16 protein-coding genes are annotated in these 17,089 nt (G+C 70.5%); 11 read left to right on the plus strand and 5 right to left on the minus strand.

Going from position 1 to position 17,089, the window contains the following annotated elements; all coding sequences use genetic code 11:
• Positions 1-70 precede the first annotated feature (70 nt).
• Entirely contained in the window at positions 71-985 is a 915-nt protein-coding gene (locus tag ACFWFI_RS12775; RefSeq protein WP_387388476.1) for a cation diffusion facilitator family transporter, read from the plus strand.
• 104 nt (positions 986-1,089) lie between these two features.
• Positions 1,090-1,917, plus strand: a complete 828-nt coding sequence (locus tag ACFWFI_RS12780) for a VOC family protein (RefSeq protein WP_387388479.1) — start codon at positions 1,090-1,092, stop codon at positions 1,915-1,917.
• 5 nt (positions 1,918-1,922) lie between these two features.
• On the opposite strand, the gene ACFWFI_RS12785 is transcribed toward ACFWFI_RS12780, so the two are convergent.
• Positions 1,923-2,525, minus strand: a complete 603-nt coding sequence (locus tag ACFWFI_RS12785; RefSeq protein ID WP_387388481.1) for a DUF6328 family protein — start codon at positions 2,523-2,525, stop codon at positions 1,923-1,925.
• Between the two features lie 315 nt (positions 2,526-2,840).
• Here ACFWFI_RS12785 and ACFWFI_RS12790 point away from each other — a divergent pair, with 315 nt between their 5' ends.
• On the plus strand, positions 2,841-3,227 hold the full coding sequence (locus ACFWFI_RS12790; protein WP_387388483.1) for a VOC family protein: 387 nt from the start codon (positions 2,841-2,843) through the stop codon (positions 3,225-3,227).
• A gap of 66 nt (positions 3,228-3,293) precedes the next feature.
• Here ACFWFI_RS12790 and ACFWFI_RS12795 read toward each other — a convergent pair whose 3' ends face one another.
• Complete coding sequence (locus ACFWFI_RS12795; RefSeq protein WP_387388486.1) at positions 3,294-3,776, minus strand: GNAT family N-acetyltransferase; 483 nt, start codon at positions 3,774-3,776, stop codon at positions 3,294-3,296.
• A 43-nt stretch (positions 3,777-3,819) separates the two neighbouring features.
• Positions 3,820-4,224, minus strand: a complete 405-nt coding sequence (locus ACFWFI_RS12800; RefSeq protein ID WP_387388488.1) for a DnaJ family domain-containing protein — start codon at positions 4,222-4,224, stop codon at positions 3,820-3,822.
• A 232-nt stretch (positions 4,225-4,456) separates the two neighbouring features.
• Here ACFWFI_RS12800 and ACFWFI_RS12805 point away from each other — a divergent pair, with 232 nt between their 5' ends.
• Complete coding sequence (locus tag ACFWFI_RS12805) at positions 4,457-5,029, plus strand: hypothetical protein (RefSeq protein ID WP_387388491.1); 573 nt, start codon at positions 4,457-4,459, stop codon at positions 5,027-5,029.
• Entirely contained in the window at positions 5,026-5,565 is a 540-nt protein-coding gene (locus ACFWFI_RS12810) for a hypothetical protein (RefSeq protein WP_387388493.1), read from the plus strand. Before ACFWFI_RS12805 ends, ACFWFI_RS12810 begins: the two co-directional genes overlap by 4 nt.
• A 78-nt stretch (positions 5,566-5,643) precedes the next feature.
• Here ACFWFI_RS12810 and ACFWFI_RS12815 read toward each other — a convergent pair whose 3' ends face one another.
• Both ACFWFI_RS12815 and ACFWFI_RS12820 read right to left on the minus strand, forming a co-directional pair.
• Entirely contained in the window at positions 5,644-6,441 is a 798-nt protein-coding gene (locus tag ACFWFI_RS12815; RefSeq protein WP_387388495.1) for a tyrosine-protein phosphatase, read from the minus strand.
• A 107-nt stretch (positions 6,442-6,548) separates the two neighbouring features.
• Entirely contained in the window at positions 6,549-7,046 is a 498-nt protein-coding gene (locus ACFWFI_RS12820; protein WP_387388498.1) for an SHOCT domain-containing protein, read from the minus strand.
• A gap of 274 nt (positions 7,047-7,320) precedes the next feature.
• Here ACFWFI_RS12820 and ACFWFI_RS12825 point away from each other — a divergent pair, with 274 nt between their 5' ends.
• From ACFWFI_RS12825 to rho, 6 genes are all read left to right on the plus strand, one after another.
• Positions 7,321-7,734, plus strand: coding sequence for a VOC family protein (locus ACFWFI_RS12825; RefSeq protein WP_387388501.1), 414 nt, complete (start codon positions 7,321-7,323; stop codon positions 7,732-7,734).
• 116 nt (positions 7,735-7,850) lie between these two features.
• A complete protein-coding gene (locus ACFWFI_RS12830) occupies positions 7,851-10,241 on the plus strand; it encodes an ATP-binding cassette domain-containing protein (protein ID WP_387388503.1) in 2,391 nt (796 codons plus the stop codon).
• A gap of 165 nt (positions 10,242-10,406) precedes the next feature.
• On the plus strand, positions 10,407-12,263 hold the full coding sequence (gene mutA / locus ACFWFI_RS12835; protein ID WP_387388506.1) for a methylmalonyl-CoA mutase small subunit: 1,857 nt from the start codon (positions 10,407-10,409) through the stop codon (positions 12,261-12,263).
• Positions 12,263-14,497, plus strand: a complete 2,235-nt coding sequence (gene scpA / locus ACFWFI_RS12840) for a methylmalonyl-CoA mutase (protein WP_387388508.1) — start codon at positions 12,263-12,265, stop codon at positions 14,495-14,497. Before mutA ends, scpA begins: the two co-directional genes overlap by 1 nt.
• Before the next feature lie 11 nt (positions 14,498-14,508).
• Positions 14,509-15,498, plus strand: coding sequence for a methylmalonyl Co-A mutase-associated GTPase MeaB (meaB, locus tag ACFWFI_RS12845; RefSeq protein ID WP_387388511.1), 990 nt, complete (start codon positions 14,509-14,511; stop codon positions 15,496-15,498).
• A 383-nt stretch (positions 15,499-15,881) separates the two neighbouring features.
• Positions 15,882-17,021, plus strand: a complete 1,140-nt coding sequence (gene rho / locus ACFWFI_RS12850; RefSeq protein WP_387388513.1) for a transcription termination factor Rho — start codon at positions 15,882-15,884, stop codon at positions 17,019-17,021.
• Positions 17,022-17,089: the final 68 nt, after the last annotated feature.

Below are 17,089 nucleotides of genomic sequence, written 5' to 3' on the forward strand. Positions count from 1 at the left end.
GGCCCGGACGTCTGCCCCGGGGCCCGTCACCTTTCACCTTCGATCGGAGGAGCATGGAACCGGGGGACATATGAAGCGGCCGGAGTCCGACCGCAAGACCCGCGTGACCGTCCTGGTCGCACTCGCCGCCAACCTCGTCATCGCCGTGGCCAAGGGGGTGGGGGGATTCTTCTCGGGTTCGCCCGCCCTCCTGTCCGAAGCCGCCCACTCCGTGGCGGACAGCGTGAACGAGGTCTTTCTGCTGGCCGCGCTGCGGCGCAGCCGACGCCCACCCGACGCCCGGCACCCCTTCGGCTACGGCAAGGAGCGCTACTTCTGGTCGCTGCTCGCGGCCGTCGGGATCTTCGTCGTGGGGGGCTGCTTCTCGTTCTTCCAGGGCTTCGAGGCACTGGGCCGCCACGAGCAGGAGTCACCCGACGGATACACGGTCGGCCTGATCGTCCTCGGGGTCGCCCTCCTCGCGGAAGGCAGCTCGCTGGTCCGCGCGCTGATGCAGCTCCGAGGGGAGAAGGGCGCCGCCCGAGACCCCGCGTTGAGAACGGTGATCGCCGAGGACAGCACGGCCGTACTGGGCGTGGTGCTGGCCATGGCGGGGATGGTGCTGCACATGGTCACGGGAGACGTCGTGTGGGAGGCATCGGCCTCTCTGGGGATCGGCATGCTGCTGGTCTACGTCGCCTTCCGGCTCGGCAAGGACGCCCGCGACCGGCTGATCGGGGAGTCCGCCGATCCCGGGCTGCGCCGGGGCGTGGAGGATCTCCTCACCGCCCAGGCCGAGATCGACAACGTGGCGGCGCTGTTCACCATGGGCCTCGGCCTCGACTCGGTGCTGGTGGCTGCCAGGGTCGATCTGGCACCCGGCATCGACAGCGAGGAGGTCGAGCGGGTCGCCGTCCGGATCAAGCGGTCGATCGCCAGGTCCTGGCCGGAGGCCGAGCACGTCTTCCTCGACATCACGAACGCCCCACCCCGGGGCGGAGTGTGATCGCGGCTGCCGCGTGTTGCGGGAGTCGCCGCGGCGCATGAGGCTGGTCCTGGCCGCGCGGCACCGAAGAAGTCATGCCGCAGAACCGATAAGGCAGTGGGACCATGACTCCTAGCGATCCGCGGACCGCGCCGGAACCGGCGGTTCTGAGCGGTGCGAGCGCCCCGTGCTGGGTCCACCTGGTGACCCGCGACCTGGCGGACGCGCAGCTCTTCTACGGCGCAGTTCTCGGCTGGACGTTCCGCCTCGGGCCGCTGGGCAGGGACTTCGTGATGGCCCGCTCCGACGGGGTGCCGGTGGCGGGCATCGGCGCGGTCGCGTCCGCCTACCAGGTCGCCGTGGCCTGGATGCCGTACTTCTCCGTCCGGGACGCCGATGTCGTCGCCTCCCGTATCCGCGAACGCAGCGGCACCGTGGCGGTGGGCCCGCTGACGGTGGGGCAGGGCCGCGCGGTCCTGGCCGCCGACCGGGACGGCGCGTCCTTCGGCGTCTGGGAGTGGACAGGACGCGCTGCCACGCTGGCCCCGTCCGGGAACCGGGCACACGCCTGGCTCCGGCTGCGCACCAGGGACGCCTTCGACGCCGCGATCTTCTACGGCGAGGTCCTCGGCTGGGAGAGCGGGGAGCCCGGCGGCTGCGAGGTGGCGTACGTCAAGGAAGAGGTGCTCGTACGCTGCAACGGACGCCCGCTGGCCCGGATCAGCTCCGGTGCCGTGGAGTCCGCTCCCGACCCGCAGGTGCGCCCGCACTGGCAGGTGCAGTTCCCGGTCGCCGATGTGGATGCGACGGTCCTCGCCGCACAGCGGAACGGGGGGACCCTCATGGAGCGGCGCGGCGTGCAGCACGGCAGTGAGGCGACCCTGCGGGACCCGGACGGCGGGCTCTTCACCGTGACGGACGTACGCAGCCCGGCGAACGTGGACGAGGCCTGACGAGCTCAGGGACGAGGTTCGGATCCCTCGCCGTCCCGGTCCTCTCCGTCACCGTCCCGGGCCCCTCCCCCGTCGGCCGGCCGTCGGCCGGGGTCCCGGGCGATGGCCCACAGCGGGAAAACGAACCAGCAGACCAGGAACCACAGGGCCATCCCGCCCACCAGCCACAACGCCGCCACGTTGTGCAGCGCCACCCTCAGGATGAGCAGCAGCGTGCTGCACATCGTGCAGAAGAGCAGGACGAGCCCCAGCTTCGTCAGGCGTGAGGCCCAGGTGACCGTCTGCGGTTTCATCCGGCGGCCGGTGAGCAGCCGGTGGTACGACACGGGCCCTATCAGTGCCGCCGCGGTCGCTGACCCCAGCATGACGGTCACGACGTAGATGTTCCGGTCGACGGTGGAGAGATCGGCGAAGCGTGGCTGGAAGACCACCGCGAGCAGGAAGCCGAAGAGGATCTGAACGCCGGTCTGCGCGACCCGGAGTTCCTGGAGCAGGTCGCCCCATTGCCGGTCCGCCCGCTCCTCCTCGGTCTCCTGCCGTCCGCTGCGCGGGTTCGTTCCCGGCCTGTCTCTCCCGGTCCCACCACTGCCCGTCGGTATCTGTCCCATCGATGCCTCCCCCACCTCGTAGAGGTGGTACTGGTTCCCCGCGGAGCCGTCGTGAATCCTGGATCACCCGCGGTCCGGGCAGTCGCGGGACAGCGCGACTGCCGATGCTCCCCATGGTGGCAGCCGCCGGGAAATGCACCACACCGGCGTCCGGGAGGGCAGGCGAGGGCAGGCCGGAAATCGACGCAGACCGAGGGCCAAACCTCGACGCACCGTGACAACTCGCTTAAGATCGTCGTACGGCATCGCGCGTCGGTCACCGGCTGGGTGAGGCGTGGAGGTAGCCCGTGAGATGCCTGTTGGAGGCATTCCACAGTGTCAGTCGAGTTGAATCACACCATCGTTCACAGCCGGGACAACCGCGAGTCCGCCGATTTCCTGGCACATATCCTGGATCTCACCGTCGGAACCGAATGGGGACCCTTCATCCCGGTCGTCCTCGCGAACGGCGTCACGCTGGACTTCGCGACGGTTCCCGCCGAATCGATCACCGTGCAGCACTACGCCTTCCTGATCTCGGAGGCAGAGTTCGACACCGCCTTCGGCCGCATCGAGGAGCAGGGGATCGCGTATTACGCCGATCCGCACCGGAAGCACCCCGGCGAGATCAATCACAACGACGGCGGACGCGGGGTGTACTTCCCCGACCCCAGCGGTCACGGGCTGGAACTCATCACCCGTCCGTACGGCGGCTGGTCGTAGCGGTCCCCGTCCCCGGCACATACGAACGGCCCGGCCGCGATCAGGGATCCGGCCGGGCCGTGCGGCTCAGGGGCCGCCGTCGGTCGTGAGCAGCAGCTCGGGCCGGTCCCACATCACCGCGGGCGGACGGGCCACGACGGTGCCGGTGCGTTCGGCGCCCACGCTGCGGTAGAAGCCCTCGGCCGGAGGGTGTGCGACCACGCGCACGGCGGCGACGCCGGCGCGGCGCGCCTCCTCGCGCAGATGACCGATGAGGAGCCGTCCGATACCCCGCCCCTGAGCCTCGTCGGCAACGAACATCAGATCGAGTTCCGGCGGGGACATGACCAGCGCGTAGAAGCCGAGCACCCGGCCGTCTTCGTCCACGGCCACGTGGACGTCGTTCGCTTCGATGTAGTCGGGGCCGACCTTGTACCCCGCGACCATGGGTGCGTAGGGGCCTTCGTAGGCACCCGACGTGGTGACCAGACGGGTGAGCCGCTTGGCGTCCCGTGCGACGGCTCGTCTGACCTGGACCCCGCCGCGCCGGTCCGTAATGCTCGATCTCATGAGTTGAGTATTACGCATTCCAGGTGCGGGGCGCGCACCGCGCTCAGCGACCGCGCCGCTCTGCCTGCCACTCCGCCACGATCGCGTCGATGTCGAACGGCTCGAGGTTCAGCGGCGGGCCCTCCGGCGGCCTGGCCAGTGCCTCGCGAATCCTCTCGTTCACCTCGGTCAGAACGCGTCGGACCTCCGCCTCCGACCGTGCGCGGGACGCCTCGTCCCGGGCGTCCTCGGCCGCCTTCCGCAGTGCCAGCGAGGGCGGGAGCGCCGAGAGCCCCTCACGCTCCATCTTCGCCTTGACCCACCACATCGCGTCGTAGGGCCTGTCGAGGCCGGGAATCGGCTTGCCGGCGCCGGGCAGGTCGGCGAAGGCACCTCGCTCCTCGGCCTCGCGGATCTGCCGGTCCACCCATGTCTCGAAGCTGACCCCTGCGGGTTTGCGCTCGGTCACCGCGTGCCCCTCTCGCAACTCGTGCCGGACGGCGCCGTGTTCGGCCGGGGACGTCCGGACCGGCCGGCGCCTTCCAGGATACCGGGAGCATTCCCGGCATGAACGGCGCCGAGGGGGTACACGCCTGATGCACGCGGCCCGGTCCATACACCGAACCGGGCCCGAACCGGAAGGGGTTGACGAGAGTGAAACAGCACGACGCACCGACCGCGAACCGACGGGAGCGTCGGCCATGACGACCGTGGTGATCATCGTTGCCGTCGTCCTGGTGGCAGCGCTCGCCCTCTTCCTCGTCCGTGGACGTGGGACCGGTGGGCGTGGGCTGCAGCGCCGCTTCGGACCCGAGTACGACCGAACGGTCGCCCGTCATGACGGCGACACCAAGGCGGCCGAGCACGAGCTCTCCGAGCGCGTGAAGGCGCACGGCTCCCTCTCCGAGCGGCCCCTGCGGCCGGAAGCCCGTGAGGCGTACGTCCGCCGCTGGGCCGAGGTGCAGGAACAGTTCATCGACTCCCCCAGGGACGCGGTCGTCGAGGCCGACGCGCTTCTGGCACAGCTGGCTCGTGACCGGGGCTTCCCGGACGGAGACAGCTTCCAGGAGCAGACGGACGCCCTCTCGGTCCACCACGCCGAGCAGGTCGACGGTTATCGCAGGGTGCACACGGCCGTGCGCGGCCAGGGCGGCACGGAGGAGATGCGGAAGGCCCTGATCGAGTCCCGGGCACTCTTCGACGTACTTCTCGCGGACGCACCGGACGAGCCGGCCCGGACGGACCGGCACGAGGCGAAAGGCAGTGCAGCATGACCGACCACACCGAGCGCACGACAGAGCCCGTCCTCGCCACGGAGCCCCGGCACACCGGCACCCCGGGAACCACAGCCGACCGGGCGCCCGGAACCGCGCCTGGCAGGACTCCGGAAGCGGCGACCGTGAACACGCCGGCGGACGGCAAGGGCCTCGAGCCGAAGCTCGGGGGCCCTGGAGACCTCAGCGTTCCACCCGCCCCGCGTACGGCCCCCGCCACCGCGCGGGCCGAGCGGACCGGCCACCACCAGGCCGCCGGCACCGACCGGCCCCTGGTGTCCCAGGACGACCAGGACAAGCTGTCGCTGCGCATGCAGCACGCGGTCACCGACTTCGTCGAGAGCCCTCGCCGGGCGGTGGAGGAGGCGGACAGCACCTTCGACCAGATCGTCTCGGGCCTGACCGAGGCCCTCGCGGAACGCCGTCGTGTCCTGCGCGCGAGCTGGCAGGATCAGGACACCGAAGCGCAGACGGAGGAGCTCCGCGTAGCGCTTCAGCGCTACCGCGACATCGGCGAACAGCTGTTGAAGATCTGAGCGGCGCGGCCGCCGCACACCGGCCCGGGGTCACGTCCTGCGACGCGGCCCGGGCCGGTGCGCGTACCGGGCCGGCCGTCAGACGGGGACGGCCAGGTCGGCGCGCAGCCGCTCGGCCACCGCCGGGGGGAGGCGCAGGGCCTTGCTCAGATAACCGTCGAGTCCGCCCCAGCGCTCGTCCATCGCGTCCAGGGCCGCCTCGAGATAGCGGGGCCGGGCCTCGATGACCGCGGACGCGATGTCCGGGTCCCCGCCCTCGTCGAGAAAACGGCGTACCGCGGGCCCGAAGGCCGCGCGCACCGCCCGGTTCACCGCGAGGAACTCCGCGCGTACGACCTCACGCGAGGCGCCCGCCATCATCAGAAGCAGCGCGGTGGCCCAGCCCGTCCTGTCCTTACCTGTCGCGCAGTGGAAGAGCAGCGGCCTCGCCCGCGGGTCCGCGACGGTGTCCAGGAAGGCGCGGTAGGCGGCCGCGGCCCCCGGGGAGAGGACCATCTTCCGGTACGTCTGCGCGAACAGTTCCTCCGCCTTCCCGCCGCCGAGCAGACCGGCTGCTCCGTCCGGGTCACTGAGCAGCGCCTTGAGCCGCGCCGGCGTGACGCCCGGATTGTCGCCGAGGACGTCGGCCACGAAGAGCCTCGCACCCGTCGGAAGCCGGTCCGGCGCCCACCGGCGCTCGTCGGCGGTGCGCAGATCGACGACGGTGCGGATGCCGAGCGCGGCCACCGCCATGTCGTGCTCCGCGTCGAAATCGCTCAGCTGGCCCGAGCGCAGGAGGATTCCCTGCCGCAGGCGACGGTGACTGCCCAGGGCGATTCCACCCAGATCGCGGAGATTGACAACGGTTGAGGCGGGGACGGCCCGGGCGGTCTGCACGATGAACTGCCTCTTTCCCGACAGACTGCAGGTCGGAATCAACGTCGCACGGCGTACGAATATCGACAAAGGGAACGTGAGGTACCGGGGCACCGGCCGGTGAGGAATCAGTCGGCGAGGATCCTCGTCTTCTGCGCCGCGAACTCCGCGTCGGTGAGAACCCCCCGCTGCTTCAGGTCGGCGAGCCTCTCGAGCAGCGTGATGACATCGTCTCCGCCGTCCGCCGGCACCCGCTCGTGCGCCAGGAGCCGGCCACCCGCCGCCTCGACCGCCCGGGTGAGGGGTACCGACCAGAGGTCCTCCCACACGATCAGCGCGGCAGAGCTGTCTTCGGGCAGGCGTTCGAGTACATCGAGATCCGTGATCAACGGCAACCCGGCCGGACGGTCGTCCGGCGGATCGAACGCCACCAGCCCCTGGGGGTCCATCTCCCGCAGCTCGACACGCTCGACGGCGCTGCCGCCTGCGGCTCTGCGGGCAAAGGCCAGGTCGAGGATGCGGACCGCCTCGGACGCGACGGCATCGGCCAGTACGGGCGCGATCGCGTCGGCGAAGCGGCCGCCGGGAAAGGTGACTACGAGGTACTCCACGGGTCCCACGGCCACGATGCGCCCTTCCCCTGCGGTTCTGGATCGACAGCAGCATAACTTCGGGCAATCAGTGACGCACTGTGAAAATTGCCGACATAAGCGACCAGGTGTTGTGCCGCACGCCTCCCCCGACCCGTACGCCCGCAACAGTGCCGGCGCTTCGCAGCGTGGCGGAGCGGCCGCCCGCACGACGCGGGTGCCGCCATCCCGGTCCGCGACGTCAGGATCCACACGCGACCGGTCAGGAATCGAGAAGCGAAAGCTTCCCGCCGCCCGTAGCGTCGTTCGCATGGAGATCGAGCTTGCACAGTGCTTCATCGCCGTCGACGACCACGACAAGGCGCTGGCCTTCTACCGGGACGTCCTCGGCCTGGAAGTGCGCAACGACGTCGGGTTCGAGGGCATGCGCTGGGTGACCGTCGGCGCTCCGTCCCAGCCCGGTGTGGAGATCGTCCTCGAGTCGCCGCTCGCTGACCCCGACGCCTCCCCCGCCGACCGGGCGACCATGGCGGAACTGCTGGCGAAGGGCCTGCTGCGGGGTGTCGTCTTCAGCACCGACGACTGCGACGCCACCTTCGAGCACATCCGTGCGGCGGGTGGCGAGGTGCTCCAGGAGCCGGTCGACCAGCCGTACGGCGTCCGCGACTGCGCCTTCCGCGACCCCTCCGGCAACATGCTGCGCTTCAGCCGGCCCCGCAGGTGATTCCACCCCGGACGACACCGCGGTTCTGATAGACAACGACCGTCGCCGGCACCGCCCCGGCGACGCCGACGGCACCGCCCGGGCGGTGCCGCGCAACAGATGGGGAAACGACGAGCATGGCCACGAGGACGGACACGCAGGCGCCCGCGCCGCATGTTTCCGACAGCCACGATCTGATCCGCGTGCACGGAGCGCGCGTGAACAATCTCAAGGACGTCAGCGTCGAGATCCCGAAGCGCCGGCTGACCGTGTTCACCGGCGTCTCCGGCTCCGGCAAGAGCTCACTGGTGTTCAGCACGATCGCCGCCGAGTCGCAGCGGATGATCAACGAGACCTACAGCACTTTCGTCCAGGGCTTCATGCCGACGCTGGCGCGGCCGGAGGTCGACGTCCTCGACGGGCTGACGACCGCGATCACCGTCGATCAGCAGAGGATGGGTGCCGACCCCCGTTCCACGGTGGGCACGGCCACCGACGCCAACGCGATGCTGCGCATCCTCTTCAGCCGGCTCGGCGAGCCGCACATCGGACCGCCCAGCGCCTACTCCTTCAACACCGCCTCGGTCCGGGCGAGCGGCGGGATCACCGTCGAACGCGGCGCCGCCAAGACCAGAACCGTCAAGGCGACCTTCAACCGCACCGGCGGGATGTGTACGCGCTGCGAGGGCCGGGGCTCGGTCTCCGACATCGACCTCACGCAGCTCTACGACGACTCCAAGTCGCTCGCCGAGGGCGCGTTCACCATCCCCGGCTGGAAGTCGGACAGTCAGTGGACCGTGCAGGTCTACGCCCAGTCGGGCTTCGTGGACCCGGACAAGCCGATCCGCAAATACACCAAGAAGGAACTGCAGGCCTTCCTTTACGGAGAGCCGGTCAAGGTCAAGGTCAACGGCGTCAACCTCACGTACGAGGGGCTGATCCCCAAGATCCAGAAGTCCTTCCTGTCCAAGGACAAGGAGGCGATGCAGCCGCACATCCGGGCGTTCGTGGAGCGTGCGGTCACCTTCACCACCTGCCCCGAGTGCGACGGCACCCGGCTCAGCGAGGGCGCCCGCTCCTCGAGGATCGGGAAGATCAGCATCGCCGACGCCTGCGCGATGGAGATTCGCCACCTGGCCGAATGGGTGCGCGGCCTCCAGGAGCCGTCGGTGGCGCCGCTGCTCGCCGCGCTTCAGCGGACTCTCGACTCGTTCGCGGAGATCGGCCTCGGCTATCTCTCGCTCGACCGGCCTGCGGGCACACTGTCGGGAGGCGAGGCGCAGCGCGTCAAGATGATCCGCCACCTCGGCTCCTCGCTCACCGACGTCACCTACGTCTTCGACGAGCCCACCATCGGCCTGCACCCCCATGACATCCAGCGGATGAACAAACTGCTGTTGCGGCTCAGGGACAAGGGCAACACGGTGCTCGTCGTGGAGCACAAGCCGGAGACGATCGTGATCGCCGACCACATCGTCGATCTCGGGCCCGGGGCGGGCAGCGCGGGCGGCACGGTCTGCTTCGAGGGCACCGTCGACGGGCTTCGGGCGGGCGACACCGTCACCGGCCGGCATTTCGACGACCGGGCCGCCGTCAAGGAGTCGGTGCGCAAGCCCACCGGCACACTGGAGATCCGCGGGGCGTCGACCCACAACCTGCAGGACGTCGACGTAGACATCCCGCTCGGGGTGCTGACCGTCGTCACCGGCGTCGCCGGTTCCGGCAAGAGCTCGCTCGTGCACGGGTCGGTCCCCGCCGGCGAGAACGTGGTGTCGGTCGACCAGAGCCCGATCAAGGGCTCGCGGCGCAGCAACCCGGCCACGTACACCGGGCTGCTCGACCCGATCCGCAAGGCGTTCGCCAAGGCCAACGGGGTGAAGCCGGCGCTGTTCAGCGCCAATTCCGAGGGCGCCTGCCCGACGTGCAACGGCGCGGGCGTCATCTACACCGATCTGGGCATGATGGCCGGTGTCGCGACGACCTGTGAGGACTGCGAGGGCAAGCGGTTCGACGCATCGGTCCTCGAATACCACTTGGGCGACCGCGACATCAGCGAGGTGCTCGCGATGTCGGTGGCCGAGGCCGCGGAGTTCTTCGGCGCCGGAGAGGCGCACACGCCCGCCGCGCACCGCGTCCTCGGGCGGCTCGCCGACGTGGGGCTCGGCTACCTGAGCCTCGGCCAGCCGCTCACCACCCTGTCCGGCGGCGAGCGGCAGCGGCTCAAGCTGGCCACCCACATGGCCGAGAAGGGCGGCGTCTACGTCCTCGACGAGCCGACCGCCGGCCTCCACCTCGCCGATGTCCAGCAGTTGCTCGGCCTGCTCGACCGGCTCGTCGACTCCGGCAAGTCGGTCATCGTCGTCGAGCACCATCAGGCGGTCATGGCGCACGCCGACTGGATCATCGACCTCGGGCCGGGAGCCGGCCACGACGGAGGCCGGATCGTCTTCGAGGGCACACCGGCCGACCTCGTCGACGGCCGTTCCACCCTCACCGGCGAGCACCTCGCGGCCTACGTCGGCGCCTGACCGAGGGGGCCCGACGCCAATCCCCCTGCCCGGCGTCGGGCTTCGTCTCCGGTCGCGATCCGAGGACAAGGCCGCTCTACCCAGCGAATCCGGAACATTTCGGAGAGTGCAAGGTCACAGCCGGTGGCCCTGCTGCTCGTCAGAGTGCTGACCTAGCATCTGAGCATGACGGTCCTGCCTGCTGACGGGCTTTCTCTGGCCGCCGAGTTCGCCGACCCTTCCCACGATCAGTGGCAGAGCCTTGTCGAAGGCGTACTGCGCAGGTCGGGCAAGGAAGTCACGGGCACGGCCGCCGAGGAGGCGCTGTCCACCGCGCTCGGGGACGGGCTCACAGTCCGCCCTCTGTACACCTCCATCGACGCATCGGCGGACCCCGGTCTGCCCGGCTTCGCGCCCTTCACCCGGGGCAGCAGGGCCACGGGGAACACCACGGACGGCTGGGAGGTGCGCCAGCGCCACGAGCTGGCTGATCCCGTACGCCTGAACGAGGCCGTACTCGGTGATCTGGAGAACGGCGTCACGTCGCTCTGGCTGGCCGTCGGCGGGCCCGGTGGGGTTCCGGTCTCCGGCCTCGCCCGTGCGCTGGAGGGCGTCTACCTCGACCTGGCGCCCCTCGTGCTCGACGCGGGCGCCGATCCCGGGCCCGCCGTCCGGGAGTTGCTCGGACTCTACGAGGCCCGGGGGGTCGCCAAGGAGGCCGCGCGCGGCAGCCTCGGGGTGGATCCGCTCGGGCAGGCCGCGCGTACAGGTGCGGAGCCGGAGCTGAGCGGCGCCGCCCACTGGGCACGGCTGTGCTCCCGCGAGTATCCCGGGCTGCGCTCCCTGGCCGTGGACGCGCTGCCGTATCACGAGGCGGGCGGCTCCGCCGCTCAGGAGCTGGGGCTGTCCCTGGCCACCGGTGTCGCCTACCTGCGGACGCTGACGGCGGCGGGACTCACCGTCGAGGAGGCGTGCGCACAACTGGAGTTCCGCTACGCGGCGACCGCCGACCAGTTCCTGACGATCGCGAAGCTGCGCGCGGCCCGGCGGCTGTGGTCCCGTGTCGCCGAGGTCTGCGGGGCCCCGGGTGCCGGGGCGCAGCGGCAGCACGCCGTGACCTCGTCGGTGATGATGACGCGCCGTGACCCGTGGGTGAACATGCTGCGGACGACCTTGGCCTGTCTGGGTGCGGGCGTCGGCGGAGCCGAGTCGGTCACCGTACTGCCGTTCGATCACGCACTGGGTCTGCCGGACGCGTTCGCCCGGCGGATCGCCCGCAACACCTCGACGATCCTCATGGAGGAGTCGCATCTTGCCCGGGTGACGGACCCGGCGGGCGGTTCCTGGTACGTCGAGCGGCTGACCGATGAACTCGCCGCGGCCGCCTGGGCGTTCTTCCAGGAGGTCGAGCGGACAGGCGGTCAGGCCGCCGCCCTCCGCTCCGGCATGGTCCAGGAACGGCTCGCGGCCACCTGGGCGGCCCGGAGCAAGGACCTGGCGCGGCGCAAGGAGCCTGTCACCGGGGTCAGCGAATTCCCGGCCCTCCACGAGCGGCCGGTGGAGCGCGAGTCCGCCCCTGCCGCACCGTCCGGCGGCGGGCTGCCCAAGGTCCGGCGCGACGAGGCGTTCGAGGTGCTGCGGGCCAGGTCGGACGCGTACCTCGCGGCCACGGGCAGCCGCCCGAAGGTGTTCATCGCCGCGCTGGGGCCGGCCTCGGTGCACACCGCTCGGGCCTCCTTCGCGGCGAATCTCTTCCTGTCGGGCGGCATCGAGCCGGTCCACGAACCCGTCTCGGTGGACGCGTCGACCGCTGCCGCGGCCTTCACGGCCAGTGGCGCCGGAATCGCCTGCCTCTGCTCGACCGACGCCCTCTACGCCGAACAGGCCGACGATGTCGCCACGGCACTGAGGGCGGCCGGCGCCGAGCAGATCTTCCTCGCCGGGCGCCCGGGCGAGTACACGGGCGCCGATGTCCATGTCTTCGCCGGCTGCGATGTCGTCGCCGTCCTCTCCTCCGAACTCGACCGCATGGGAGTGGCGTGATGCAGACCCCCGAGACCACCGGGGCCGACGTGCCCGTGGTGCCGGACTTCTCCGACGTCCCCCTGGCCGGGGGCGCTCCGTCCGAGGTGTCCGAGGACCGGTGGCGCACAGCGGTGAAGGAGTCGACGGGCGGGTCCGACGACGAACTGCTCTGGGAGACCCCGGAGGGCATCGAGGTCAAGCCGCTGTACACCGGGCGGGATCTGGAGGGCCTCGACTTCCTAGGGACCTACCCGGGCATCGCGCCGTACCTGCGGGGCCCCTACCCGACGATGTACGTCAACCAGCCCTGGACGATCCGTCAGTACGCCGGATTCTCCACGGCCGAGGAATCCAACGCCTTCTACCGGCGCAACCTCGCGGCCGGACAGAAGGGCCTGTCCATCGCGTTCGACCTGCCCACCCACCGCGGCTACGACAGCGACCACCCCCGGGTGACCGGCGACGTCGGCATGGCGGGCGTGGCCATCGACTCGATCTACGACATGCGCCAGCTCTTCGACGGCATCCCGCTGGACAAGATGTCGGTGTCGATGACGATGAACGGCGCGGTGCTGCCCGTCCTCGCGCTCTACATCGTGGCCGCCGAGGAACAAGGCGTCGCGCCGGAGAAGCTTGCCGGGACCATCCAGAACGACATCCTCAAGGAGTTCATGGTCCGCAACACCTACATCTATCCGCCCGCCCCCTCGATGCGGATCATCTCCGACATCTTCGCGTTCACCTCGCAGAAGATGCCCCGCTACAACTCGATCTCCATCTCCGGCTACCACATCCAGGAGGCCGGCGCGACGGCCGACCTGGAGCTGGCATACACCCTGGCCGACGGGGTGGAGTACCTGCGGGCCGGGCAGGCCGCCGGCCTGGACGTGGACGCCTTCGCCCCGCGCCTCTCGTTCTTCTGGGCGATCGGCATGAACTTCTTCATGGAGATCGCGAAGCTGCGGGCCGCCCGCCTGCTGTGGGCCAAACTCGTCAAGGAGTTCGGCCCGAAGAACTCCAAGTCCCTCTCACTGCGCACCCATTCGCAGACATCAGGCTGGTCCCTGACCGCGCAGGACGTGTTCAACAACGTGACCCGCACCTGCGTCGAGGCGATGGCCGCCACCCAGGGCCACACCCAGTCGCTGCACACCAACGCCCTCGACGAGGCACTCGCTCTCCCCACCGACTTCTCCGCGCGCATCGCACGCAACACCCAGCTGCTGCTCCAGCAGGAGTCAGGAACCACGCGTGTGATCGACCCGTGGGGCGGCAGCGCCTACGTGGAACGGCTGACCCACGACCTCGCGCGGCGGGCCTGGCAGCACATCCAGGAGGTCGAGCAGGCGGGCGGCATGGCGAAGGCCATCGACGCGGGCATCCCGAAGCTCCGGATCGAGGAGGCCGCGGCCCGCACGCAGGCCCGCATCGACGCCGGACGCCAGCCCGTCATCGGCGTGAACAAGTACCGGGTGGAGACCGACGAGAAGATCGACGTCCTCAAAGTCGACAACTCCTCCGTGCGTACGCAGCAGATCGAGAAGCTCCGGCGGCTGCGCGAGGAGCGGGACGAGGTCGCCTGCCAGGACGCCCTGCGCGCGCTGACGACGGCGGCGGAGCGGGACCCGGGACCGGACCTGGAGGGCAATCTGCTGGCCCTTGCGGTCGAGGCGGCCCGCGCGATGGCCACGGTCGGGGAGATCTCGGACGCGCTGGAGAAGGTGTACGGCAGGCACGCGGGCCAGATCCGTACGATCTCCGGGGTGTACCGCAAAGAGGCAGGAGAGTCCCCGTCCGTGGACCGCACCCGCACGCTCGTCGATGACTTCGAGGAGGCGGAGGGACGGCGTCCGCGCATTCTCGTCGCCAAGATGGGCCAGGACGGACACGACCGCGGCCAGAAGGTGATCGCCACCGCCTTCGCCGACCTGGGCTTCGACGTCGACGTCGGCCCGTTGTTCCAGACCCCGGCCGAGGTCGCCCGGCAGGCCGTCGAGGCCGACGTACACATCGTCGGCGTCTCGTCGCTCGCCGCCGGCCACCTCACGCTCGTACCCGCGCTGCGTGAGGAACTGGCCGCCGAGGGCCGGGAGGACATCATGATCGTGGTGGGCGGGGTGATTCCGCCGCAGGACATCGACGCTCTGCACGAGGCGGGTGCCGCCGCGGTGTTCCCGCCCGGCACGGTGATCCCGGACGCCGCCCACGACCTGGTCACGCGGCTCGGTGCCGCGCTCGGCCACGAGCTGTGAGCCGCTGACGGATGGCGCAACACATCGACATCGACGCGTACGCGAAAGGTGTGCTCGACGGGAAGCGGGCGTTCGTGGCCCGCGCGATCACTCTCGTCGAGTCGACCCGCCCCGATCACCGGGTGCTGGCGCAGCGGTTGCTGAGCGAGCTGCTGCCCCGTTCGGGGCGGGCCAGGCGCATCGGCATCAGCGGGGTGCCGGGGGTGGGGAAGTCCACGTTCATCGATGCGCTCGGCACCCTGCTCACGGGCCTCGGGCACCGGGTCGCGGTGCTCGCGGTGGACCCGTCGTCCAGTCGTACGGGCGGCTCGATCCTGGGCGACAAGACCCGGATGGAGCGGCTGGCGGTGGACGCGCGGGCGTTCGTACGCCCCTCCCCCACTGCCGGGACCCTGGGCGGGGTGGCCAAGGCGACCCGCGAGTCCATCGTGGTCATGGAGGCGGCCGGCTACGACGTGGTGCTGGTGGAAACGGTCGGGGTGGGACAGTCGGAGACCGCGGTCGCCAACATGGTCGACACCTTCCTGCTGCTCACCCTGGCCCGTACGGGTGACCAGCTGCAGGGCATCAAGAAGGGCGTCCTGGAGCTGGCCGACGCCATCGCGGTCAACAAGGCCGACGGCCCGCACGAACGCGACGCCCGCGCGGCGGCACGTGAACTGGCGGGCGCTCTGCGGCTGATGCACCCGGTGGACGCGGCCTGGACTCCTCCGGTGATGACGTGCAGCGCCAGGGAATCGACCGGTCTGGACGCACTCTGGGAACGGCTGGAGCAGCACCGTATGCTCCTCGAGTCCACCGGGCGGCTGGCGGCCAAGCGCCGCGAGCAGCAGGTGGACTGGACGTGGGCGATGGTCCGCGACGAGCTGCTGGACGGGCTGCGCAGCCACCCGGCGGTGCGCTCCCTCACCCCGGAGCTCGAACAGCGCGTCCGCGGGGGCGAGTTGACCGCCACCCTGGCCGCCGAGCAGATCCTGCGGGCATTCCGCGGGGACGGCTGAGCTTCGCCGCTCAGGCCGTGGCCGGCACATCGCCGTCGGCGGCCTGAGCGGCTGAGGCTGAAGGGGCGCCGACGTTCGTGGAAAAGGCCAGGGAGGGCGCGGCCCCCGCGTGCCGCAGGACCAGGCCGAACCCTTGCCGGTAGTCCCACCCCTTCCCCTATCCGTCCTTGCGTGGTACGGTGCGGTCAGCACTCGTGAACGTCCGATCAGGACGCCGGTGCTTCTCCCCCCGCTGTTGCGCCCGTCCTCCGATGACCGGCGATCCAGCTTCTCGCACCATCTCTTCCGTCCGGTCCGGGCTTCTTCGCCCGTCGTACGAGGCGTGATTCCGCCGCCTTGCCTTCGCCGGACTCTCATTCGCCATGTCCGCGAAAGGACCCACCATGACCAGCACACTCGAACGCCCCGTAACCCGGCAGAATCAGCCCGTCCGCACCGTCGGTGTCCTCGACACCACGAACAACGGACACGGCGTACTGCGCACCGACGGCGGCCATCCCTCCTCCCGCGACGTCCAGGTGTCGCCCGCACTGATCCGGCAGCACGGCCTGCGCAAGGGTGATGTCGTCGAAGGGACCTGCGAGCGTCCTCGCTCGCTGTCCACCGTCGAGTCCGTCAACGGCCGTGCCGCGCACGAGCTCCGGGGCCGTCCGCACTTCCGTGACCTCACTCCGCTGCACCCCCGGGAGCGGCTGCGCCTGGAGCGGCCGGACGGCGGACCCGCCCCGCGGATCATCGACCTCGTCTCACCGGTCGGCAAGGGCCAGCGCGGCCTGATCGTCGCACCGCCGAAGACCGGCAAGACCGTGCTCCTGCAGCAGATCGCCGCGTCGGTCGCCGTCAACCACCCCGAATGCCACCTGATGGTGGTCCTCCTGGACGAACGCCCCGAAGAAGTGACTGACATGCGCCGTTCCGTGCGGGGCGAGGTGTACTCCTCCACGTTCGACCGGCCCGCCAAGGAACACATCGCCCTCGCGGACCTCGCCGTGGAACGTGCCAAGCGGCTGGTCGAGCAGGGCCAGGACGTCGTGATCCTCCTGGACTCCCTCACCCGGCTGTGCCGGGCGCACAACAACAACGCCGGGGCCGGCGGCCGCACTTTGAGCGGCGGCGTGGACGCGGCGGCGCTCATCGGCCCCAAGAAGCTGTTCGGGGCGGCCCGGCTCGCCGAGGAGGGCGGTTCGCTCACCATCCTGGCGACCGTGCTGGTGGACACCGGCTCCCGCGCCGACGACTACTTCTTCGAGGAGCTCAAGAGCACCGGCAACATGGAGCTCCGGCTCGACCGGGCGCTGGCGGACCGACGGGTCTTCCCCGCGGTCGACATCACCCCTTCCGGCACCCGCCGCGAGGAACTCCTGCTGCCTTCGGCGGAACTGACCGCCGTACGGGGACTCAGGCGCGCTCTGCGTGCGAGGGACGCCCAGGCCACGCTGGAGGCGCTGCTGGACAGGATCCGCAGGACCCCCGACAACGCCGCCTTCCTCCAGCAGGTCAAGCACACCGTCCCCGGCGCATGACCGGCCGCTCGGCTCGGCCCGGACGTCCACGGATCCCGGACGTGAGGGCGGGCGCTCCCGGGGCCGGG

It is taken from the genome of Streptomyces sp. NPDC060209 (genome assembly GCF_042728155.1).
In the GTDB taxonomy this organism is placed as follows: Bacteria; Actinomycetota; Actinomycetes; order Streptomycetales; family Streptomycetaceae; genus Streptomyces.